The sequence below is a fragment of the Anabaena sp. 54 genome (genome assembly GCF_017355725.1).
In the GTDB taxonomy this organism is placed as follows: Bacteria; Cyanobacteriota; Cyanobacteriia; order Cyanobacteriales; family Nostocaceae; genus Dolichospermum; species Dolichospermum heterosporum.
In genome coordinates, this window is record NZ_JAAVWA010000032.1 from 37,975 (window position 1) to 61,782 (window position 23,808).

Sequence of the window (23,808 nt, forward strand, 5' to 3'; positions counted from 1 at the left end):
GAAGTCCGGGATCTGATAAAATTAATAAAATAACCAGGGATATAATATTAATTATGAGCGACATTACCGCAAATTATGATGATACATGGAAAGAAGCAATAGGAGAATATCTGGAATTATTCTTACTATTCTTCTATCCAGAAATTCACCAAGAAATTGACTGGAGTAAACAACCAATATCCTTAGATAAGGAATTAGAACAAATTACCGCATCAAGTCAAACAGAAAAACGGTATGCGGATAAATTGTTTCAAGTGTGGTTATTAAATGGTGAAATAATTTGGATTTTAATTCATATAGAAGTACAAAGTCAATATGATAAAGAGTTTCCAAAAAGAATGTTTATCTACAATTATCGTTCTTTTGATTTATTTAATCAACCAGTAATTAGTTTAGCAATATTAGGAGATGAAAACAAAAAATGGCGACCAAATAGTTATGAATACGGTTTAGGTAATAGTCGAGTCAAAATTGAATTTAGTATAGTCAAACTATTAGACTATGAATGGGAATATCTGACCACAAGTGATAATCTCTTTGCTACAATAGTAATGGCACATCTGAAAACCAAAGCTACCACTAGTAATTTAACTGAAAGAGAACAATGGAAATGGAGTTTAGTTAGAGCATTATATCAAAAGGGCTTAACTAAGTTTGATATTATTAATCTAGTTAAGATCATTGATAAAATGATGACTTTACCACCACCATTACAAACAGCATTTGAAACCAAATTAGATGATTACGAAAAGGAGTTAAATATGCCATTCCTCAGCACTATTGAAGAAAACGCCCAAGCAAAAGGTAAGGAAATTGGTGCTAGAAAAACTTGTCAAGAAAACATTATCAAAATCCTCTCTAACAGATTTGCTAATCTTCCAGAAAAGATGATCTATACTATCAAGCAAATTGATGATATGTCTATCCTGGAAAATTTACTTTTACCCAGTATTCATGTTAATTCTCTGGAGGAATTTCAGCAGTTAATTGATTCCTATTTACCGCAAAATTAACCAAATTCAGATCCCTGACTTCTCTGCTAAAGATACCCCTCCAAAAGATCCCCGACTTCTCTAAGAAGTCGGGGATCTGAAAACCTCACAACCACTAAAACTATGAACCAAGCAGCTATAGAACAATCATTTCCCATCCAAGAAGTTAGCGAATATTCCGCTAAAGAAAAAAACATTAGACATGGACATATTTTACCTTACATATTTGGTGGTCAAGAAAACCTTTAGCTGCTTCCCGTGCTACTATTTATGCTGCTTTAGTTCCCGCTTTTACAGAATCAGAAATTAAACAGAAAAATCAATTTATAGCAGAACTTTCTAAATGGGAAAATGCTAATAATCAAGAATTATTAAATCAAGCTAGGGCTGATATTTTAGAAGCTAATAATGGCATTCCTCCCAAGGTTTTAGACCCCTTTTCTGGTGGTGGTTCTATTCCTTTGGAAGCGTTGAGATTGGGTTGTGAAACCTATGCTAATGATTTAAACCCTGTAGCAGTTTTAATTGAAAAGGCAACTTTAGAATTTCCCCAAAAATATGGACAATTAAAAACTAGAATTATTGAACTTGCAGATGCTAAAAACAAAGAAGTTCAAAATCCCACACTTGAACAGGAATATAATCCTCTATTGGAAGATGTGAAAAAATGGGGTAATTGGGTATTAGAAACTGCTAAGGAAGAAATCGGTAAATTTTACCCTCATGAAGCCGATGGGCGTATTCCTGTAGGTTATTATTGGATGAGAACGGTTACTTGTCAAAATCCTGATTGTGGGGTAGAAATTCCCTTAACTTCTAATTTGTGGTTGGCTAAAAAAGATAATAAGAAAGTTGCTTTAAAAATCATTCCTATAATTAATGAATCAGGAAATAATCAAATTGATTTTGAAATTGTCGCAAATGATAATATTGATTTTGATCCTACAACGGGTACAGTAGCAAGAGCTAAGGTAATTTGTCCCTGTTGTGGTAGTAGTTTAACTGATAAAGATACTAGAAAACAATTTATAGATGGTATTGCTAGTCAAAGAATGGTTGCGGTGGTTTTACACAATCCTAAACAATCTGGTAAAACCTATCGGTTAGCAACTGCTGAAGATATGGAAATATTTAATGATGCTCAATCTTATTTAGAATCTAAGCAGAATGATTTATGGGATAAGTGGGGTATTGATCCTATTCCTGATGAAGAATTACCTTTAATGAGTGGTGTTTTTAATGTTCCTTTATATGGAATGAATACCTGGGGATCTTTATTTAATTCCCGTCAAAAGTTAGCTTTAATTACGTTTGCTGATGCTGTAAAACAAGCTCATCAATTAATCTTAAAAGAAGGGTATGATGAAGATTATGCTAAAGCGATCGCTACTTATTTGGCTTTAATTATAGATAGGCAAATTGATTACAATTCAACTTTGTGTAGTTGGCATAATACAGGCGAAAAAATTAATCATACTTTTACCCGTCAAGCATTAGGTATGGTATGGGACTATTTAGAATTAAATCCATTAAGTCATTCAACAGGAGATTTTAATTCAGCCTTAGAATGGGTAATTAGAGTTATTAACAGCAATTCAATATCCTCACTTAGTTTTGCTACAACAACCCAATCATCAGCAACAAATTTATTTTATCCTGATAATTACTTTGATGCAATTATCACAGATCCACCTTATTATAACAGCGTTACTTATGCTGATTTATCAGATTTTTTCTATGTTTGGTTATCAAGAACAATAGGTGAATACTACCCCGAATTATTTGCTACTCCTCTCACTCCTAAATCAGAAGAAATTACAGAAATGAAGGGCTGGGATAGTGTCAGATATGGGAATAAAGATAAACAATTTTTTGAAGATAAAATAGGCCAAGCGTTTCAAGAAATTTCCCGCACCTTAAAACCATCAGGAATAGCTGTTATTGTTTTTGCCCATAAATCTACAGATGCTTGGGAAACTATTATTAATGCACTTTCAAAAGCTAATTTATATCTAACTGCAAGTATTCCCATTCATAGCGAAATGAAAGCTAGATTAAGAGGACAAGAATCAGCCGTATTAGCATCATCAATATATATGGTATGTCGTAAACGCACCAGTGAAGAAACAGCCTATTTTGAAGAAATAGAAACCCAAGTACAGGAAAAGATCAAAGAAAGATTAGACCATTTTTGGAGTCAAGGAATCAGCGGTAGTGACTTCTTTATTTCTGCTATTGGTCCTGCATTAGAAGTATTTGGAAAATACCAAACCGTAGAAACTTATGCAGGAGACACCATAGAAGCAGCAACCCTATTAGAATTTATCCGTAAAACCGTTAGTGAATACGCATTAACTAAAATTCTCAAAAACCCGCAAGAACTGGGAGGAATTGACCCCCAAACCCGCTTTTATTTACTATGGCGCTGGACATTTGGTAATAGTAAAGTCATATTTGACGAAGGACGAAAATTAGCCTCTGCTTGTGGTATAGAAATTACGGAATATTGGAATAAGGGATTTATTAAGAAAGATAAAGAATTTATTACTGTCCTCAGTCCCAAGGACAGAGATAAAAAATTTATTGACCAAGAAAAACTAGAAAACATGATTGATATCCTGCATCAAATGTTATTATTATGGGAGAAGAATAATAGAGAGAAAATTACAGAACTTTTAACCAACACAGGACAATTAAACAATAATGCCTTTTGGCAAGTAGCACAATCTATTTCTGAAGTATTACCAGATGGTGATAAGGAAAAGCAGATGTTACAAGGTTTACTTTATGGACGGGAAAGTTATCAAAAGGGAGGAAATGAAGGTAAACAATTAGGGTTGTTTTAATCAGGGTTGTTGGAAAATTATTACACCTCTTTTCTATAGGGAGAGGATCTGAAGTCCGTAGGTTGGGTAGAACGAAGTGAAACCCAACAAAAGCTAACAAGTAATAACTTACAAATGTTGGGTTTCGTTCCTCAACCCAACCTACAGCATCTGAACCTGTAATTTCTCTTGCTAGTCCGTAGGTTGAGTAGAACGAAGTGAAACCCAACAAAAGCTAACAAGTAATAACTTACAAATGTTGGGTTTCGTTCCTCAACCCAACCTACAGCATCTGAACCTGTAATTTCTCTTGCTAGTCCGTAGGTTGAGTAGAACGAAGTGAAACCCAACAAAAGCTAACAAGTAATAACTTACAAATGTTGGGTTTCGTTCCTCAACCCAACCTACAGCATCTGAACCTGTAATTTCTCTTGCTAGTCCGTAGGTTGAGTAGAACGAAGTGAAACCCAACAAAAGCTAACAAGTAATAACTTACAAATGTTGGGTTTCGTTCCTCAACCCAACCTACAGCATCTGAAACTGTAATTTCTCTTGCTAGTTAATACTAGTTAATAAATGTTAGCCAAAATTCAAACAAAATCACAAGGAGTTGTTTATGAACTTACAATTAGTTGATTCCCTAGTTCACATCATCAATACTTTAACCTTGGAAGAAAAACAAATTTTGCAAACAAAAATCCTTTCTATACTTCCAAAAAAACCAGAATTAACTCCATTAAAAGAAGAGCCTTTTATTGGAATATGGTCTGATAGAACAGATATGGAAAATAGCACTGAATGGGTGAAAAATATTAGACAAAAAGAGTGGAGATAAATTATGATTTTAGTAGATACAGATATATTAATAGATGTTAGTCGTAATATTGACATAGCTATTAATCGTCTTGATTTAGAAGAAAAAACGAATCAGATTAGGAATATGAATTAAATAAAGTGCAAAAGTAGGGTGTGTTAGCGACAGCGTAACGCACCATTTCAGGTTAAGTCAGAATTGCAGGTTATTAAATTTGCGTTCCTTAGTATTAGCGTTATTACTGAAATGGAATTAATAGTAGGCTGTAGAAACAAACTAGAATTACAGCATATCAACAAATTTTTATCCCGTTATGACATTAGCCAAATCAATGATAATATATCAATTTTTACGGTAGAATTAATCAAAACCTACCGTTTAAGTCATGGATTATTAATGCCAGATGCCTTTATTGCTGCTACATCTATTATTAATAATTTTCCTTTACTAACAAAGAACCAAAGTGATTATCGCTTTATTTCTGGAATTAATTTACTCCCTTATCCTTAACTAATTGATTATATTATTACCAAATCAAATAACAGGAGAAAAAACAATGACATTACCAGCATGGTGGAATATTGCCACCCCAAGAAAAGAAATTTGTGACGGTACATTTAACGAATCATCCTTTGCTGTGGATATTGCAGAAGTGGTTAAAGGTACAGCACCCCAAGAATATTTAGACGCTCGTTTATTCTTTGAAAAAACCTATTTAACTAGCGGTTTACAAAGATTAATTTGTAACGTTTTAACCTGTATAGCTAATAGTACGGGAGATAAAGTTATTCAACTACAAACCCCTTTTGGAGGTGGTAAAACCCATTCTTTATTAGCAATTTATCATCTGGTTAAATCATTTAGTGAAATTAATCATTTATCCCAAATTCAATCTTTAGCTAATAACTTATCAATTCCTAGTACCAAAGTAGCGGTATTTGTAGGAACAGAAGCTGATGTAATTAATGGTAAAACTCCTTGGGGGAAAATAGCAGAACAACTGGGTTGTTATCATTTAATTAAAGACCATGACCAAAAACGTATTGCTCCAGGGAAAGAAATATTAAGAGAAATCATCAAACAAAGTGGCTCAGTTTTGATTTTAATAGATGAATTATTAGCATATATTACCAAAGCTAACCAACTAGAAAAACAGGAAAAAATTGCCCAAGGACAAACTTTAGTATTTTTACAAGAAATTACCGAAGTCATCGCCGCTTCTAATAATTCAGTGTTAATTCTTACTTTACCAAAAAGTGATTTAGAACAATTTGATGAAGCCGCAACTAGAGCATTATCTCAATTAGAAAAAATAGCTGGTAGAGTAGAAACTATTTATGTACCTGTAGATGGTGTAGAAATTTATGAAGTTGTCAGAAAACGTTTATTTGATAGTATAGGAGATATTGACCAGCATAAACAAACAGCAGAAACCTATTTTCGTCTTTATCAACAACTAGGTAATGATGTACCCTCAGAAGTCAAAGAAATTAGCTATCGAGATAAAATAGAACAAGCCTATCCTTTTCATCCCGAATTGATAGATACTCTGTATGAAAGATGGGGTTCATTTCCTACATTTCAGCGCACTAGAGGAGTATTAAGGCTATTAGCAGAAGTAATTAAAGACCTTTATAAACAAGGTGCAGATCCTTTAATTCAATCATCACAAATAAACCTATCAAATCCAGCATTAAAACGAGAATTAATTAAACATATTGGCAATGAATTTGATAGTATTATTACTTCCGATATCATGGGTAAATCTCAACAGATTGATAGAGATATGGGAAGTGAATATGAAAAATATAATATTGCGTCCAAATTAGCAACAGGAGTATTTTTCTATTCTTTTAGTGGTTCAGATAGAAGAGGAGTTAGTTTATCTTGGTTAAGAATAGCCTTACTTAATAGTAGTATTCCTTCTACGATCATTGGAGATGCTATAGCAAAATTAGCCGATAATCTTTGGTATTTTCATGAAGAAAAACCTCTTTATAGTTTTAAAAATGAACCCAATCTAAACCGAGTTATTGTTGATAGGGAGCAATTAATTGATGATGAACAAATTACAGATAAATTACGGGAATTAATCAAAGAACAGCCTAAAAGTAAATTTTTTGAAACCCATATTTGGAAAGAGTCTCAGGATATTCCTGCTCATACTAAGTTTAAATTAGTGATTTTACATCCTAATTATAAAAAGGGAGATGAAGAGACTGAGAAATTTACCCAAGAATTATTTAGCAATACATCTTTTCGCATTTATAAAAACACAGTATTTTTAGTAATTGTAGATGCTGCTAATTATGTAACACTAGAAAAGCACCTAAAACGCTATTTGGCTTTAAGTGCTATCACAGAAGATCAAGACCTGAAAAAGACTCTTTCATTATCATCTAAAACTGATTTACAGGACAAACTGAGCCAAGCGAAAAAAGACACAGTAAACGGTTTGATTGTAGCTTATCGTCATCTAGCATGGTGTGGTCAAAATACTATAGATTATAATGATTTTAGTACAGCTACAAAAGTAGAAGGTAATTCTTGGCTAGAACGGATAGAAAATCACATCAAAAATCAACGCCATATTATTTCTAAGATTGCACCAAATGTACTTTTAAAGGGATTAAGTGCTAATGAAACTGAGAAAAGTTTACAAGATATTTATAATAACTTTCTCAGAACTCCTGGACAGAAACCGTTATTAGAAAATGAATTAGTCATTTTAGAAGCAGTGAAAATAGGAGTTAAAGAAGGTAAATTTGGTGTTAGATTTAATGAAAAACTTTATTATGAAGATAATCTTCATGAAGTGACATTAGCAGCTATTTTAGTACGTCCTGAACCTGCTCAAGCAGAAAAAACACAGTTACAAACTCAATCTGATAATAATTCAAATAATAATTCAGATTCTCATAGTAATAAAACACCAGAAAATATAAGTCAAACTTCATCAGGTAATTCAACGGTTGAAAATCCTCTAGTAAATCCTGGCAAAGTTGAAACTCCATCTGGAACTTATAATGTCAATCCTTCCAGTGAAGCAAAAACTCAAACTAAAGTTAAAAAAGTCAAATTTAAAGCAGATTTACCTTGGAGTAAACTATCTAATCTAGTTCGTGGTGTAATTACACCACTTCAAGCAGGAGCATCCAACATCAAAATTACCATTGAAATCGAAGCAGAATCAAGCCAGGGGTATGACCGTCATACATTAGACAATACAGTGAAAGAAACCCTGAAACAATTAGATTCAAAAATTTTGAATTGGGAAGAGGATGAAAAATAATAGATTAAGGTTAAAAAATTTGGCGAATATAATTCGCTACCACAGTTTAGCCAACTTGAATAGGCGATCGCCCCCGTCACCCGACCAACTTCTCAAGGAAAAAAATAATGGCATATTGGTTATTTCAAAGTAATCCCAAATATTACCGAATCATGGACGGTATTCGAGACTTTGAGCAGATGTTATGGTCAAGGACAGGCAGGATGCCCATCCCACAAAATTGAGTAATTTATCTTTTGGTGCTATACAATAGTTAACAAATAAAATTAGGAGTTTATAAGTAGTGTCTGAAGAGACTAAGACCCATTGCTTTGTAGTTGGCATTGGAGCTTCTGCGGGAGGACTACGAGCATTAGAAGAGTTTTTTGATAATATGCCCGCAGACAGTGGTGCTGCCTTCGTTGTAGTCCAACACTTGTCTCCAGACTTTAAAAGTTTAATGAAAGAACTGCTAGAACGGCGCACTCGCATGACAGTGAAGCGGGTACAAAGCGGAATGCAGATTGAACCGAATACAGTATATTTAATTACGCCTCAGAATAATTTAGTTGTTAATGATGGGATATTAGAGTTAATTCAGCAAAGCGAACCGCCGCGACAACAACCGAATTTCCCCATTGATATTTTTCTCGATTCTCTGTCAAGAGATCATGGTGAGCAAGCAATGGCTGTGATTCTCTCAGGAACGGGAAGTGATGGCACAAGGGGGATACAAAGCATTAGCGAGTCCGGTGGGTTAACCTTTGTCCAGTCACCAGGAACAGCAGAATTTGATGGGATGCCCCAAAGTGCGATCGCTACAGGTATTGTAGATCAAGTGTTACCACCGGCAGAAATGGCAAGGACGATTTATGAAATCATCCAAATGCAGCGCCAAGGAGCAAGTCCAGGGGAATCATTACTTCCAGAACTAGAATCAGAGAAACTCCGCGCCATTATTCAAATTCTTAATCAATACGAAAAGCTCGATTTTTCCTATTATAAACCCAGCACCCTCAGCCGCCGCATTTACCGCCGTTGTTCCCTAAGTGGGCATAATCTCTTAGATGAATATGTACAATATCTAACTACCTCCAGCGAGGAACGGGCGCTGCTACGCGATGATTTAATGATTGGGGTGACAAGATTTTTCCGGGATTCAGAAGCCTGGGAATACTTAGATAAAGAAGTCTTACCCGAATTAATTAGCCCCTTAGAAAATGGTCAACAGTTGCGGGTATGGGTGACAGCTTGCGCTACCGGGGAAGAAGCCTATTCTATGGCGATTTTGATGGATGAAGTCATCAACCGTTTAGGTAAACAACTGAGTGTGAAAATTTTCGCCACAGATATAGATGCAGCCGCTTTAAGTAAAGCCGCCGAAGGGATTTATCCTGAAAGTATTAGTATTGATGTTTCTCGTAAACGCTTAGAAAAATATTTTACCTTCCGTAACCGGAATTTTCATGTGTCGCGGGCGTTGCGGGAAATGATTATTTTTGCTCCCCACAACTTGGCGAAAAATGCCGGATTCACGCGAATGCACCTGATTAGCTGCCGTAATGTCCTGATATATATGCAGCCAGTTTTGCAACAGCACGTAATGAGAATGCTGCATTTTTCCTTAATGCACAAGGGTATTTTGTTGTTGGGTGCAGCGGAAACACCAGGGGAATTAATTGAAGAATTTAGTCCCCTGTATGAGAAGTTTAAAATTTATCAAAAGCGGCGAAATGTGCGTTTACCGATTCTGAATCAAAATTTAGAATATATAACTCCCGTTGTCGCTCGTCCTAGTCAAACTAGACGGGGGACAGTGCAATTTGATCCAGCTTTGGGTGCGGCTTTTAGTGCTTTTGTCCGCCGCCGACAATGTACCTGTTTGTTAGTTAATGATGATTTGGAACTATTTCACGTCGTTACTGATATGGTACAGATTATGCAAGTCCCAGAAGGACAAATGACCAGAGCGATCGCTGATTTAGTCCCAACTACCCTAAAATTACCTATTAATACTGCCCTACATCGTGCCAAACGCGAACGAAAAACTGTTCTTTACGGTAATATTCACTTAAATCAGGGCAATAATATTCGTAGTGTCAATTTAGAAGTTACCTATCATACGGGAGATACCCGCATGACAGACTTCTTCATGTTGATTATTGAAAATGAAGAACGTCCTTCTTTACCCAACCGTCCTGAAGCTTTTCAGCAAGACGCGGAAGCAACCCAACGCATTCTTGATTTAGAATACGAATTACAGCAAACCAGAGAAAATCTCCAAGCCACAATTGAAGAATTAGAAACTACTAACGAAGAACAACAAGCCACTAATGAAGAACTCTTGGCTTCTAATGAAGAGTTGCAAAGTACCAATGAAGAACTACATTCCGTTAACGAAGAACTATATACAGTTAATACAGAATATCAAACGAAAATTCGTCAATTATTAGAATTATCCAACGACGTGGATAATTTGCTGCGAAGTAGTGAAATTGGCGTAATTTTCCTAGATAGAGAATTGCGAATTCGTAAATTTACTCCCGCAGCTACAACTGCTATTAACCTGTTAGAAACTGATGTCGAACGTCCGGTTCAGCATATTACCCATAATATGAATTGTCCCAATCTGCTGGAACTATTACAGCGGGTAGTGGAAACAGAACGCCCCATTGAACAAGAAGTAAGAATTAATAATACAGAAAATCATTTGTTGATGCGGTTATATCCATATCTCAGAGATGATGGACAAGCCGATGGTGTGGTCATTACTTTTGTAAATATTAATGAAATTAAGCAAGTCCAGGAAGCTCTACAACGTCGCACGGAGGAATTAGAAAAACTTTATAATACAAATCCTGTGGGGTTGGTACTTCATGACGAAGAATTCCGCTTTGTGCGAGTTAACGAAGCAATGGCGGAAATTAATGGTTTACCAGCCAATGCACATATTGGTAAAAAACTCCGAGAAGTATTACCAGATTTAGCCAATCGGGTTGAACCGATTTTAGATCAGGTATTAACAACAGGAAAACCAATTCGCAATATAGAGATTTCTGGGTTTACACCTTCACAACCAAATATCCAAAGACATTGGATTGCTAGTTATTATCCTGTTAATCAACTTGATGGGGGTAAGGCTGTCAGTGCGGTAGTTGTGGAAGTTACCGAACTCAAACAAGCACAAATGGCTTTGCTCCAAAGTGAAGAAAGATTACGAGCTTTAATGAACTCTAGCCAAACTATTTTATTTAGTTGTCAACCTACTAGAGATTATCGAGCTACCTTTATTAGTGATAACGTGCAGTTGATTCTTGGCTATTCTCCTGAAGTATTTTTAGATGAAACTGGATTTTGGTATGATTATATCCATCCCGAAGATAGAAATCGGGTGTTAGCAGGATTAAATAGGTTAGAATTTGATAATACCTATTCCTTAGAATATCGGTTACGCTGCGCTGATGGTGACTATCGGTGGTTTTTTGCTCAGTTGCGGTTAATTAGGGATCAAGAAAATGAGCCGTTAGAGTGTGTAGGCTATTTAGTTGATATTAGCGATCGCAAAGCTGCTGAAAAGATTCTCGAACAACAGGTGCAGCGAGAACGACTATTAAAACAAATCACCGACGAAATTCGCCAAAGTCTCGAACCCCAAAAAATCTTTGAAACCTCCGCAAACCGCATTGGTGAAGCCTTTGGAGTAGATCGTTGTTTCCTGCATACTTACGAACTTGAACCAACGGAACATCTACCAATAGTAGCAGAATACTTGAGCGGTGATATTGCTTCCCTTCAAGGAGTCCTAGGACCTATTGCCGGTAATCCCCAAATTCATCAAATCCTTCAGCAAGATACAGCGATTATTATAGATAATGTATTTACTGATCCACTGGTATCATCCAGCATAGAAACTTCTCAAAAAATTGGTCTAAAATCAATATTGGCAATTCGCACATCCTATCAAGGAAAAGCCAACGGGCTGATTTGTTTACATCAGTGTAATTACCAACGTCATTGGATTACTGAAGACATTGCCCTGTTAGAAGCCGTAGCTGCTCAAGTGGGAATTGCGATCGCTCATGCTAAACTTCTACAACAGGCTGAACAGCGACAAATAGAACTTGCTCAACAAAACTTAGCCCTAGAAGCAGCCACCGAAAAAGCTCAAGCCGCCAGTCGCACCAAAAGTGAATTTCTCGCCAACATGAGCCATGAAATTCGCACGCCCATGAATGCTATTTTAGGATTCTCCGAACTATTACAAACCCTTGTCAGTGACGACTTAGCCCAAAGTTATCTCCAAGCCATTCAAACCAATGGTCGGACTTTGCTTACCTTAATTAATGATATCCTAGATTTGTCCAAAGTTGAAGCTGGGAAACTCAAACTCAACTATGAATCTGTGAATCTTCCCTCACTTCTCAAAGACATTCAACAAATGTTCTTACAAAGAGCGCAGGAAAAAGGATTATTTTTAAATCTCCACGTTGATGAATCCATTCCCGTCGAAATATATATTGATGAAGTCCGGTTGCGGCAGATTTTCGTGAATGTCGTCGGTAATGCGATTAAATTTACCGAAAAAGGTGGTATTACCATCCGTGTCCATAGCCGCATTAACCCTAATATTCAGAATAACGCCCATTTAGAAATTTCTGTTGCTGACACAGGAATTGGGATTTCTCCCCGTGATCAAATTTTGATTTTTGATGCTTTTCGTCAAAGTCAAGGACAAAGTAATCGCAAGTACGGCGGAACCGGGCTAGGATTAACTATTAGCCGCCGTCTAACGCAAATGATGGGTGGTACAGTTGAGGTAACAAGTGAGTTAGAACAGGGTAGCACCTTCACCTTAATATTTCCCGAAATTACAGTCACTCAAACCACAGCAATTTCACCATCATTAACCCCACAAAATCATGATTTAAGTCAATTTCCGGCTCTGAAAATTCTCATTGTTGATGACGTACAATCTAACCGAGATTTGCTCTTCGCCTATTTTAATGCTACTGCTCACCAAATTATCATGGCAGACAATGGGGCGATCGCTCTTAAATTAGCCATTAAACATCATCCTGACCTGATATTACTAGATTTGGTCATGCCACAAATGGATGGAATCACCGTTCTACAAGCCCTGAAGCAAAATCCCTCAACAGCGGATATTTGTGTAATCATCGTCACAGCTTCCATTCAAGAACAGGACTTTGAAGAATTACAACCCTTAGCTCAAGGATTTCTCCGCAAACCAGTTAGTCGTCAGGATCTTTTTAGTGAGTTGCAACGTTTATTTCCCTCCCAGTTATCAGTAGAGTTAAAATCTACTTCCCAGACACAAACCATCATTTCCCCAATGTCGCCCCAGTCCTTAGAAAAGTTACCAGAACTGATAAAATTATTACAACAGGAAGAAGCATCTGTCTGGAAAACCTTACACCAAACCCTCCTAATTGACCAATTACGAGCTTTTGCGCTGCGATTGCAAAATTGGGGAGAACAGTATAAATGTCCTGATTTGATAGAATACGCTAATACGCTAAAAACCCAAATTGATACCTTTGATTTGGCTCATTTGGCTGACACCGCTGCTAATTTCCCACAAATTAGCAAAAAGTTACAAAAATTGCTACCATAGAACATTATTATAAATTCTACAAATATACAGCAGGAGTCAGGAGTCAGGAGTCAGGAGTCAGAAGGAAGAATTATCAGGAGATAAGAATAGCCTCGAATCTGAAAAGTGATAGGTTTTTAATGGTTTCCATGCTAATTCCTTGCACCTAATTCACTTTTTCAAACCGAAAATTTCCCAAAACCTCTTTTGGATTTTCTGTTCCCTGTTCCCTGTTCCCTGTTCCCTATTCCCTGTTATATAAATAATGGAAAAAATTGCTTTTAATCCCCAAGATTGTACAATATTAATTGTTGATGACCTGATTCAAAATATTCAAGTTTTAGGAAGAACCCTAGAAACACAAGGTTATTCCATTACCTATGCTTTAAGTGGAAAAGAAGCCCTCCAACGTCTTCAAGCAATTCAACCAGATTTAATTTTATTAGATTTATTGATGCCAGAAATGAGTGGCTTGGAAGTTTGCGAACAAATTAAGAAAAATCCAGATTATCATCATATACCAATTTTATTTCTGACTGCTAGTCACGAAGAAGAACATTTATTAGAAGCCTTTGAAAAGGGCGCGGCTGACTATGTAACCAAGCCTTTTCGATCTACAGAATTATTAGCCCGTGTGCGGACACATATTCAACTAAAACGCCAAACTAGACAGTTACAACAAAGTGAAAATAAACTCAATACCATCGTTACTCATATCAAAGATGGAATTTTAATTGTTGATGAAGCAGGAGTTGTAAAATTTGCTAATCCGGCTGCGGCGCAAATGTTTGATAGATCATTATCCGATTTAATTAATCGTGAATTGGGACTACCAATTGTAGTAGGAAAAGTTGCAGAACTTGATATTATTCGTTCTCGGGGAATTCTCGGACGGGCAGAAATTACCGTTGGTAAAACTGAATGGTTAGATCAAAAAGTCTCAATTGTTTCTATGAGAGATGTAAGTGAACGCAATCAAATTGAGAATAAATTAAGAATTGCTTTAAACAAACAGAAAATATTAAGTCAGAAATTGAAAAAAATAGCAAATACTGATCCCTTAACTGGAATTGCCAATAGACGCAACATTTTAGCAATTTTGAAAAAAGAATTTCAACGAACTCAATCTTACAAAGAACCTTTTTCACTTTTAGTAATTGATATTGATCACTTGAAATTTGTTAATGATTCCTATGGATATCCCATTGGTGATCAAGTATTAAAAGAAATATCTCAACTGTTAGTTAAGTGGTTACGCAATGAAGATACAGTAGGGCGTTGGGGAGGTGAGGAATTTATGATCATTTTACCAGCGACAACGTTACAAAAAGCGATGGAAATAGCTGAACATCTATGTGAACAAATTCGTAACTTAGAGATAGATACTACCTTTCAACCCATGAAAATTACTATCAGTATTGGCGTAACTGCCTATCAATCTGATGATAAAACCGACACAGTGATACTAAAACGTGCCGATGATGCTCTTTGTCAAGCTAAAGAGTCTGGATGCGATCGCGCCATCGCTATTTCTGGGTAAAGGAAATGAGCTAAATCAGGTCTAAATTGAAAGCCATAATTTTTTATAACCAGAGTCAAGGTCAGATAAAATTATATAATAATTTGGTTTTGATGAGGTAAAATGTTTACTCTATTGAAGCACACATTTTTTAAATATGGATGCTAGAATGGACGCTTTTGGGATCAGAGTTCGCTATTTCAGAAAAAGTTTAAAACTTTCCCAAGATGAATTGGCTGAAAAATCTGACTTACATCGTACATATATTGGTGCTGTAGAGCGAGGTGAACGAAATATTAGTTTAATGAATATTTTTCGTTTAGCTGATGCTCTTCAAGTTACAGCTAAAGATTTGTTTGATAATCCAATAGAAAATGGAGAAAACACAAAATGATAAATGAAGATGAGTTACTGAATATAGCTATAGGAAATATTAGAAAAGTTTCAGAATTTAACCCTTACAAGAGCTATGATGGTGTCAATAACAGAGAAGAATTTCAGCAATTCATAGCTAATGATCCTGCCTTTGGTTCTGTAGGTTTAGATGACGAAAGATACATTATTGCCAGAGTAGGAGGAAATCTTGTAACTTCTTTACATCGCAAACTTGGTGATATGTATGAGAATTTATTTGCCTATTTATTAAAAGAGAGTTTTGGCTTAAATGAGAATGAATTACACTTTAGTGTCAATATTAAAATTGGTGAGCGTGAGCAAGATCGATCCATTGATGGATTAATAAGAAAAAATAAGTTTAACCAAAATATTCCTCAAAATTGGATTCAACATGAAGGAATAGGATTTGAAGTCCGTTCATGCTATCAAATTGGTGACTCTAAAAGAATTCAGGCTGATTATGATACGTCCTTAGCTTTGAAATCATATCAAATTCTCCCTGTAATGTTAATTTTCTGCAATACATCTTTAAAAAGCCCTGTACTTAGATTATCAAAGAGTTGGGAACTCTATGAAGGAATAAACAGTTTTAATTTAGTTCATACTATTACTGGTTTCGATCTTTATAATTTTCTTCAGAGAAATTCAGAATCTTTGAAAAAAGAGATAGATAATATTTTCTCTAATTTTTAATACATACTGCTGTTTCATACAAACGTTTTTTACCACCTCTTTTTCTAAAGGAAATTATTTTCTCAACTTCAAAACCCTCGTGTTGAAAAAGCTGCCCCAAAATCACCTCTGTAAATATCTCTACATTTGAGAGCCTAGAATTACCCACAACATAAACACCCTGGAAATTTCTGGATACGCTCTGTTTTAAACATTTTATATGTTTCCACAAATCAATAAAGTATTTGGTGGCATAATTACACATCAAGATATTTTGATTTTTAAGCTCATCATAGTAAGAAAGATATGGCTTAATCTCATCAGGAACTATAATTAAATCCTTTTGTAAAATTGAAGTCGCTCTACCCCATGTTCCACCTATTGCTTGTAAATCTATTTCCGTAGCTTCACTAATATCTTCTAATAGTTCTAAGAAATGCAATTGAGGTCTGGTTTGATGAACATAACTATAACGGTTTGGATAGGGAGGTGAAGTAATTACAAAATCTATAGAACGATTAATAATCTTATTTTGTAAGTTGTTTGTGGAATTACCGACTATAATGGAGTTAAAATTTGAAAATAATATTTGCTTTTGATTGAGCTTGATCAAATCTTCCTTTATGTTCTGGAGATTTGTACTAATTTCCAAATAAACATCTATCTCCCTCTGATGATTATCATCAAATGTAATAGTTGGATGATTTCTATGAATATTTGCACAATCTAAACACGCTTTATTCAAAGACAACCAGATATATTCAGAAATAGGATTATATTTTTCCTGATTCATTATCTCACGGCAAATAATCAAATTCTTTAACACATGAATTTTCCACCAACGAAAGACATTATGAATAATTGGAACTCTGGTATTGAATATCTCAATAACATCTTCTAGTGAAAATGTCTGATATTTTTTAATCGTATCAAATATTTCTTCAAGATAAATATTAATTAAATGCGTATTATCAATATTCCATAGTAACGACTTATTTCCCACTTGCTGAAGTAGAGGATTAATCTCAATTCCCATAGCCTTAATTCCATGCTTCTGACATTCAATAACTGTTGTGCCTCTACCACTAAATGGATCAACGACAAAATCATCTTTACTAATTTTAAATATATCAATAAAAAAGCGAACTAAATTTGGCGAATAGCTAGGGGTCAACCGATACCATCTATGTACTGACTCTGTTTGTCCTGCTTTAAATGTGATATCACCTATATCAATTTCTTGATAGTTAAAACCAGACTCCTCAATGCTTCTATAAAAACAGTTAGCAATATGAGTATTTCTATCTTCAAATAGTGATAGTTGTTGAAACATGATAACTTTAATGGTAAATTGCTACTTAAAAGTAGCACAAAATGTTCATATTGGCAATACTGCTTCAACTATAAATTTAGACTCTCCTGCCACCCACTACTATAGTACATAAGTTCTATTTTGGCTAATTTACTACCATCTCAAAAATTCATCCCTAAGATTCTTTGATCCCCCTTTATTAGTTGTTACATACAGTCCTAAACTGTAGATGAGAGTGAAAGGCAGTTGGGAGAAATTTTGTGAAAAAAGTTTTAGCAATTATTCTGGGTGGGGGTGCGGGTACCCGGCTTTATCCGTTAACTAAACTCCGCGCCAAACCAGCAGTACCAGTAGCAGGGAAATATCGTCTAATAGATATACCTGTTAGCAACTGCATCAATTCGGAAATATTCAAAATCTACGTCCTCACTCAATTTAACTCAGCCTCTCTGAATCGTCACATCGCCCGTGCTTACAACTTCAGTGGGTTTAGCGATGGGTTTGTGGAAGTGTTAGCAGCACAACAAACCCCAGAAAACCCCAACTGGTTCCAAGGTACGGCTGATGCTGTGCGTCAGTACATCTGGATGTTACAAGAGTGGGATGTAGAAGAATTTCTGATTCTTTCCGGTGATCATCTTTACCGCATGGATTACCGACAATTTATCCAGCGTCACAGAGATACCAATGCTGATATTACACTTTCTGTAATTCCTATGGATGATCGTCGCGCCTCAGACTTTGGCTTGATGAAAATTAATGATTCAGGTAGGGTAATTGACTTTAGCGAAAAACCCAAAGGTGAAGCTTTAGCACAAATGCGTGTTGATACCACCATTTTGGGGTTGACAAAGGAACAAGCTGCATTACAGCCATATATCGCCTCAATGGGGATTTATGTCTTTAAAAAAGATGTTTTGATTAAGTTGCTAAAAGAATCTTTAGAACGGACTGATTTCGGTAAGGAAATTATTCCTGATGCAGCGAAGGATCACAACGTTCAAGCCTTCTTATTTGACGACTATTGGGAAGATATTGGGACAATTGAATCTTTTTATGAGGCTAATTTAGCCCTGACTAAGCAACCCCTACCCCCCTTTAGCTTCTACGATGAAGCAGCACCGATTTATACTCGCGCTCGTTACTTACCCCCCTCTAAACTGTTGAATTGCCAAATCACAGAATCCATGATTGGCGACGGTTGTATTTTGAAAGATTGTCGGATTCAACATTCAGTTTTGGGAGTGCGATCGCGGATAGAATCAGGATCGGTAATCGAAGAAACCCTGATCATGGGTGCTGACTATTACCAACCATCTGTAGAAAGACAATGCAGTTTAGAACAAGATGATGTTCCCGTCGGTATTGGTACAGACACCATTATTCGCCGTGCCATTATTGATAAAAATGCCCGCATTGGTCACAATGTGAAAATTATCAACAAAGACAACATCCAAGAAGCAGAAAGAGAAAAGCAAGGATTCTATATCCGTAGCGGCATTGTCGTTGTTCTCAAGGGTGCTTTAATTCCTGATGGTACAATCATTTAGTTAGTAGTGATTGGTAATTGGTAATTGGTAATTGGTAATTGGTAATTGGATGATTTATCTTTCTTGTCCCCTGTCCCCTGTTCCCTGTTCCCTGTTCCCTATTCCCTATTCCCTATGACTAAATTAATTTTGCTAATTGGTCTTCCTGGTAGCGGTAAATCAACCTTAGCAAAACAATTATTGACAGAATGCCCTCAGATGCAGCTAATTTCCACAGATGCTATCCGAGGGCAGCTTTTTGGCTCAGAAGCAATTCAAGGACCCTGGCTGCTAATTTGGCGCGAACTGGAACAGCAATTACAGCAAGCCATAACCGCAGATCAAGAAGTGATTTTTGATGCTACCAACGCCCAAAGGAAAAATCGTCGGGAAGTAATTACTCTCGCCCGTGATTGTGGCTTTAGTTATATCATGGGGGTTTGGGTAAAAACTCCAGTTTGGCTATGTTTGGCCCGAAATCAAAGACGGATTCGCCAAGTTCCCCAAGATATCATTCTCCGAATGCACCGTCAACTCCAGGATGCTCCCCCTAGTGTAGAAGAAGGAATAGATGAGCTTATATTCTTTTAATCATAGCAGAAGTACGGGAATTGCGATCGCCCATTCAGCAAGAACCACACTTGATCATAGGAATGATTTGTTAGTCTAATGTCAGGGTCTTTTTATCTGAGATTAGACCAAATAAAAGTTAGAAAAACATAACGTAAACGGCGTTGCTGAATCGAGGTATGAAATTTCCAAATTGAACCTTTAAAAATCTTACCTTTGCGTCTACTCTTCGAGATCACGAAGCGTGATTGCGCCTTTGCGTGAGACTAAAATTCATACCCTTAATCAGCAACGCCACGTAAACTTATATAGGAGGCTAGTAGATGGCTGCAACCGACTTTAAAGACTATTATGCAATGTTAGGAATTAGTAAAACCGCCACTTCAGAAGAAATTAAACAAGCTTTTCGCAAACTAGCCCGTAAATTTCATCCTGATGTTAACCCCAATAACAAACAGGCTGAAGCCAAATTTAAAGAAGTTAATGAAGCCTACGAAGTATTATCAGACCCAGATAAACGCAAAAAATACGATCAATTTGGTCAATATTGGAAACAAGCCGGTCAAGGTTTTCCCGGTGGTGGTCCTGGGGATATGGGCGGAGTTGATTTTGGTCAATACGGCAGTTTTAATGACTTCTTAAACGAATTATTTGGTGGTGCAAGTCCTCGCAGCGGACGACAAAGTTACTCTTATCGGACTCCTTCCGGTAGACCAGGTGGCGGTTTTAACGATTTTGGTTTTCCAGATAGCGGTACTGGTGGCACACAAGATACAGAAGCTGTAATTATTTTAACTTTTGCAGAAGCATTTTCCGGTGTTCAAAAACGCTTTAGTTTAGGAAACGAAACTATTGATGTGCGTATTCCTGGTGGTGCTAAAACTGGGACTCGTTTACGGGTGAAAGGAAAAGGCCAAATTAACCCCATGAGTCAACAACGGGGAGATTTATACTTAAAGGTAGAATTACAACCCCATACTTTTTTCCAAATAGAAGGGGACAATCTGGTTTGCGAAGTCTTAATTACCCCTGATGAAGCCACATTAGGTGCAGCGATAGATGTACCTACACCCGATGGTCATGTCAGTGTTAAGCTACCTGCGGGAGTTCGTTCTGGTCAATCTCTGCGCTTACGTGGTAAGGGCTGGCCTATAGCTAAAGGTGGACGTGGTGATCAATTTGTCAAAGTAGCGATCGCTCCCCCCAAAGACCTCACCCCCCAAGAACGAGAATGTTATGAAAAAATTCGGGCTATCCGCACTTACAACCCCCGCAGTCATTTAGCACAAGTTAAATTGTAAGAACTATTGAGAGTATTTCCTGAGAAAACAATCCAGAACTGCTATTTTGTCACCCTTACAAAAAACTCTCCCCAATTTTTCACATCCTGCGCTGTAGTAATTTGCTACAGCCTAATATTAGCTTATATATATTTAAAAACTCGTAGTTAATTTAAAGAAAATATTTACTTATGTAAAGCTTGCCTTTAAAGTTACATTTCCTGTACAATAAAAAGTGTGTGGTCAAGTCCTTTGTAGATATATATGCAAAATAGTTAGTATTTCGTCTGAATATTAAGTACCTGGGCGGAGGAAAATCAAAATATATTTCGTTTTTTGAAATGGCTAAAACTCAACGATAATAACCCATCGAGGTGAATTTACATATCGTTACACATTTTGGTTATACTCAAAACGGCTAGAAGCTGGACTTTTTTATCATACAAAGAACCAGTTCAAAGCCTCTCCAGTATTAAATATTATTCCTTTTCCCTCTCCTCTTAGGAGAGGGTTAGGGAGAGGTTTACCAGAGGGGTTTCATATTTGGTTAAACTATGAACCGTTCGCAGTATATTTCACATCCACCTACTTAATTCAGTCAAATTCAAAAATTATCTTGTATAGCTGTATACAGGGGCATGGATTGTTGCCACTGAATAACATCTTGTGAGGAGTGATATAGATGAAAAAGCATTCTCTTATACTAATTAATCACTACAAACGCTTTTGCCACTTGGGTTTATTACTAACCCTACCAAGTTTGCTGCTAACCACCACCATTTCGGTTAATTCCGCATCTGCGGCAGATGACATAGTAACTGAAAATCAGCCCAGTGAATTAATCACAGATAAAGTAGTCACAGCCGCCAAATTAGAACCAAAGGTTGAATCTATTTCTGAGCAACAACAACCACAACTAATTGCACAAACAGCGGACAGCAATCCGGACGATATTAATAAAATCCGCCAAGAGCTACTAGTTGAACCCCTCATCAAAGTTAAAATAGTAGCACCTAAACAAACCTACCCACCTGGACTCAGTTTTGCTGCTCCCAGTGCCTTCGGCGCTAACATGGGTGATGCGTTTGTGGGAGCATCAGCAGCAACCGCTGGTAATAGAGGTAACTCTATAAATGACATAGACGGAAGCACTAGCGTCGGTTTTGGTTTAGGGAATTCCCAGAAACTAGTTGGTCTAGAATTATCCTTCAACAACGGTAGTATCAAAAACTTTGGTGCTAATGGCACCTTTGACTTAAAAGCTCACCGCATTGTCTACGCGAAAGGAACCAATCAAGTTGGTGTAGCTGCTGGCTGGAAAGCCTTTGCCCAGTATCAGACCAAGGCCAGTGTTGAAGAGATCAGGCCTTCCAGTGTCTATGGTGTGGTAACAACTTACTCTCTTTTAAAGCCTAATGATGCTGTGAATAAAATGCCCGTCTCATTCTCCCTGGGGGTTGGAGGTGGTGACTTTAGGCAAGGTAACGCCAGTACTGGTGTATTTGCTGGAGCAGGTGTGCAAGTTCATCCCCAAGTCGGTGTGGGCTTCGGCTGGAGTGGAGTTGGCTTAAACCTTGGCGCTTCTTTCGTGCCTGTACCTACGTTACCCTTAACAATTACACTCCAAGGTGCGGATCTCACAGATAACAGTGTAGGCGGTACAACATTTGCGCTAAGTATAGGTTATGGTTTCAATTTCTTGCCTAAATAGGGCTTGCTGATAGAGTAGCGTGGCGATAAACCTGAAACCCTTGTATATAAAGATTTTAAGGGATATTATAGCCAAAAAATATCCAGGGAATCAGCGACTATAGCATCAATTGTCAAACAGTTCCATATTTTAGATAATCATCATGTTGAAAACCAGAAATCTCATTTTTGCCCTCAGCTTGAGTCCTCTGCTGTTATTTGCTTGGCAGTTACCAAACAAAGCCCAGAGTTTCAGTCCCAGTAAAGGTTCAGCCGGTGTTGATGCTGGCGCTGCTACTGGTGCTTCACAAACTAGTGGGTTTGCCGTACCAACAACAACGACAACAACACCAACAACAACAACGATAGGAGGAACAACAACACCGGCAGTAACAGCAACAACAGCAACAGGAATTTCTATCACCATTCCCATCATATCTGGTGTTTCAACCGCCATTACAACTGGTGTTTCCACAACAGGTACTACGTCGGCGGTTATTACAACTGGTGACACAACTACAGGTGGTGGTGACACAACTACAGGTGGTGACACAACTGCAACAGTTCCGATATCAGTAGCGACCGTAGAATCAACTTCATCTAGCGTCACTGTGACAGAAGGTGCAACGCCAAATACTATTGTGATGACTCTTGCACCACAAGTCCAGGTTGCTGTGAATCAGTTGGCTGCTGCTATTGTTCAGACTCTTAGTACAACAGGCGGTACAACGGGTGGTACAACAGGTGGTACAACAGGCGGGGATGGTACAACAGGTGGTACAACAGGTGGTACAACAGGCGGGGATGGTGGTACAGAATCCGTTGCTTCACTAGTCACAGGCGGTGCTGGGTCACAACAAGCTGCGGTAGCTCTGACAAACAGTATCACCGCTGCGGGTATTTCCCCACAACTAGCAACACAACTAGTCACATCTCTCACAGGTTTGTTTGTTTCTCCTAACGCTTCCTTACCAAATCAGCCCCTAGCCCAAGCAACATCAGGACAGCTAATAGCAGGAACCAAAGCTCTCAAACCTGTTTATGTCATTGCTCAAGGCGGTGCTGGGCTAAGTGTAAATATCAATAAGCTGAATGATGCTATTGTTGCCTACAACCGGATTATCCTCAACAGTGAACCAAAAGCTCTCAAGAATCTCTCTCGAAATACAGGTTTCGTCGGTATTGGTGGCATACTCAAACAATTGAGAACCGGGATCAAATAGCCGTCGCTCATTGGTGTCAACTTACGCTCAAATCCCTACCACATCTCGTTCCTAGTCTCTGACTAGGAATGCAGTTAATGAGGCTCTGCCTCTAATATTATT

General features: G+C 37.2%; 16 protein-coding genes. 15 read left to right on the forward strand and 1 reads right to left on the reverse strand.

The window, feature by feature from the left end:
• Positions 1 to 53 precede the first annotated feature (53 nt).
• The 10 genes from HEQ36_RS21550 to HEQ36_RS21595 all read left to right on the forward strand — a co-directional run bounded on the left by HEQ36_RS21550 (position 54) and on the right by HEQ36_RS21595 (position 16,124).
• Positions 54 to 1,013, forward strand: a complete 960-nt coding sequence (locus tag HEQ36_RS21550; protein ID WP_168636741.1) for a hypothetical protein — start codon at positions 54 to 56, stop codon at positions 1,011 to 1,013.
• 102 nt (positions 1,014 to 1,115) lie between these two features.
• On the forward strand, positions 1,116 to 1,241 hold the full coding sequence (locus HEQ36_RS21555; protein WP_205748600.1) for a DUF1156 domain-containing protein: 126 nt from the start codon (positions 1,116 to 1,118) through the stop codon (positions 1,239 to 1,241).
• 212 nt (positions 1,242 to 1,453) lie between these two features.
• Entirely contained in the window at positions 1,454 to 3,838 is a 2,385-nt protein-coding gene (locus HEQ36_RS21560; protein ID WP_233455554.1) for a DUF1156 domain-containing protein, read from the forward strand.
• 595 nt (positions 3,839 to 4,433) lie between these two features.
• A complete protein-coding gene (locus tag HEQ36_RS21565; protein WP_053539518.1) occupies positions 4,434 to 4,652 on the forward strand; it encodes a hypothetical protein in 219 nt (72 codons plus the stop codon).
• A 177-nt stretch (positions 4,653 to 4,829) separates the two neighbouring features.
• The gene (locus HEQ36_RS21570) at positions 4,830 to 5,141 is read left to right on the forward strand and encodes a type II toxin-antitoxin system VapC family toxin (RefSeq protein WP_257720872.1); all 312 of its coding nucleotides are present in this window, start codon (positions 4,830 to 4,832) and stop codon (positions 5,139 to 5,141) included.
• Between the two features lie 46 nt (positions 5,142 to 5,187).
• A complete protein-coding gene (locus HEQ36_RS21575) occupies positions 5,188 to 7,923 on the forward strand; it encodes a DUF499 domain-containing protein (protein ID WP_168636740.1) in 2,736 nt (911 codons plus the stop codon).
• 283 nt (positions 7,924 to 8,206) lie between these two features.
• Positions 8,207 to 13,537 (forward strand): chemotaxis protein CheB, encoded by a 5,331-nt coding sequence (locus HEQ36_RS21580; RefSeq protein ID WP_168636739.1) that lies wholly within the window; start codon positions 8,207 to 8,209, stop codon positions 13,535 to 13,537.
• Positions 13,538 to 13,781: 244 nt separating this feature from the next.
• Complete coding sequence (locus tag HEQ36_RS21585; RefSeq protein ID WP_168636738.1) at positions 13,782 to 15,056, forward strand: diguanylate cyclase; 1,275 nt, start codon at positions 13,782 to 13,784, stop codon at positions 15,054 to 15,056.
• 136 nt (positions 15,057 to 15,192) lie between these two features.
• The gene (locus HEQ36_RS21590) at positions 15,193 to 15,429 is read left to right on the forward strand and encodes a helix-turn-helix domain-containing protein (RefSeq protein ID WP_041457682.1); all 237 of its coding nucleotides are present in this window, start codon (positions 15,193 to 15,195) and stop codon (positions 15,427 to 15,429) included.
• Entirely contained in the window at positions 15,426 to 16,124 is a 699-nt protein-coding gene (locus HEQ36_RS21595) for a type I restriction endonuclease (protein ID WP_096669724.1), read from the forward strand. The genes HEQ36_RS21590 and HEQ36_RS21595 overlap by 4 nt, the downstream gene beginning before the upstream one ends.
• Here HEQ36_RS21595 and HEQ36_RS21600 read toward each other — a convergent pair.
• Positions 16,114 to 17,436 carry a DNA methyltransferase gene (locus tag HEQ36_RS21600; RefSeq protein ID WP_168636737.1) on the reverse strand — a complete coding sequence of 441 codons (1,323 nt, stop codon included), beginning with the start codon at positions 17,434 to 17,436 and terminating at the stop codon, positions 16,114 to 16,116. The genes HEQ36_RS21595 and HEQ36_RS21600 overlap by 11 nt on opposite strands.
• A gap of 239 nt (positions 17,437 to 17,675) precedes the next feature.
• On the opposite strand from HEQ36_RS21600, the gene HEQ36_RS21605 reads away from it, so the two are divergent.
• The 5 genes from HEQ36_RS21605 to HEQ36_RS21625 all read left to right on the forward strand — a co-directional run bounded on the left by HEQ36_RS21605 (position 17,676) and on the right by HEQ36_RS21625 (position 23,706).
• A complete protein-coding gene (locus HEQ36_RS21605) occupies positions 17,676 to 18,965 on the forward strand; it encodes a glucose-1-phosphate adenylyltransferase (protein WP_039201600.1) in 1,290 nt (429 codons plus the stop codon).
• A gap of 114 nt (positions 18,966 to 19,079) precedes the next feature.
• Positions 19,080 to 19,535 carry an AAA family ATPase gene (locus HEQ36_RS21610; protein WP_168465300.1) on the forward strand — a complete coding sequence of 152 codons (456 nt, stop codon included), beginning with the start codon at positions 19,080 to 19,082 and terminating at the stop codon, positions 19,533 to 19,535.
• A 302-nt stretch (positions 19,536 to 19,837) separates the two neighbouring features.
• Positions 19,838 to 20,815 (forward strand): DnaJ C-terminal domain-containing protein, encoded by a 978-nt coding sequence (locus HEQ36_RS21615; RefSeq protein ID WP_053539510.1) that lies wholly within the window; start codon positions 19,838 to 19,840, stop codon positions 20,813 to 20,815.
• Positions 20,816 to 21,476: 661 nt separating this feature from the next.
• A complete protein-coding gene (locus tag HEQ36_RS21620) occupies positions 21,477 to 22,505 on the forward strand; it encodes a hypothetical protein (RefSeq protein WP_168636736.1) in 1,029 nt (342 codons plus the stop codon).
• Between the two features lie 142 nt (positions 22,506 to 22,647).
• The gene (locus HEQ36_RS21625) at positions 22,648 to 23,706 is read left to right on the forward strand and encodes a hypothetical protein (protein ID WP_168636735.1); all 1,059 of its coding nucleotides are present in this window, start codon (positions 22,648 to 22,650) and stop codon (positions 23,704 to 23,706) included.
• Positions 23,707 to 23,808: the final 102 nt, after the last annotated feature.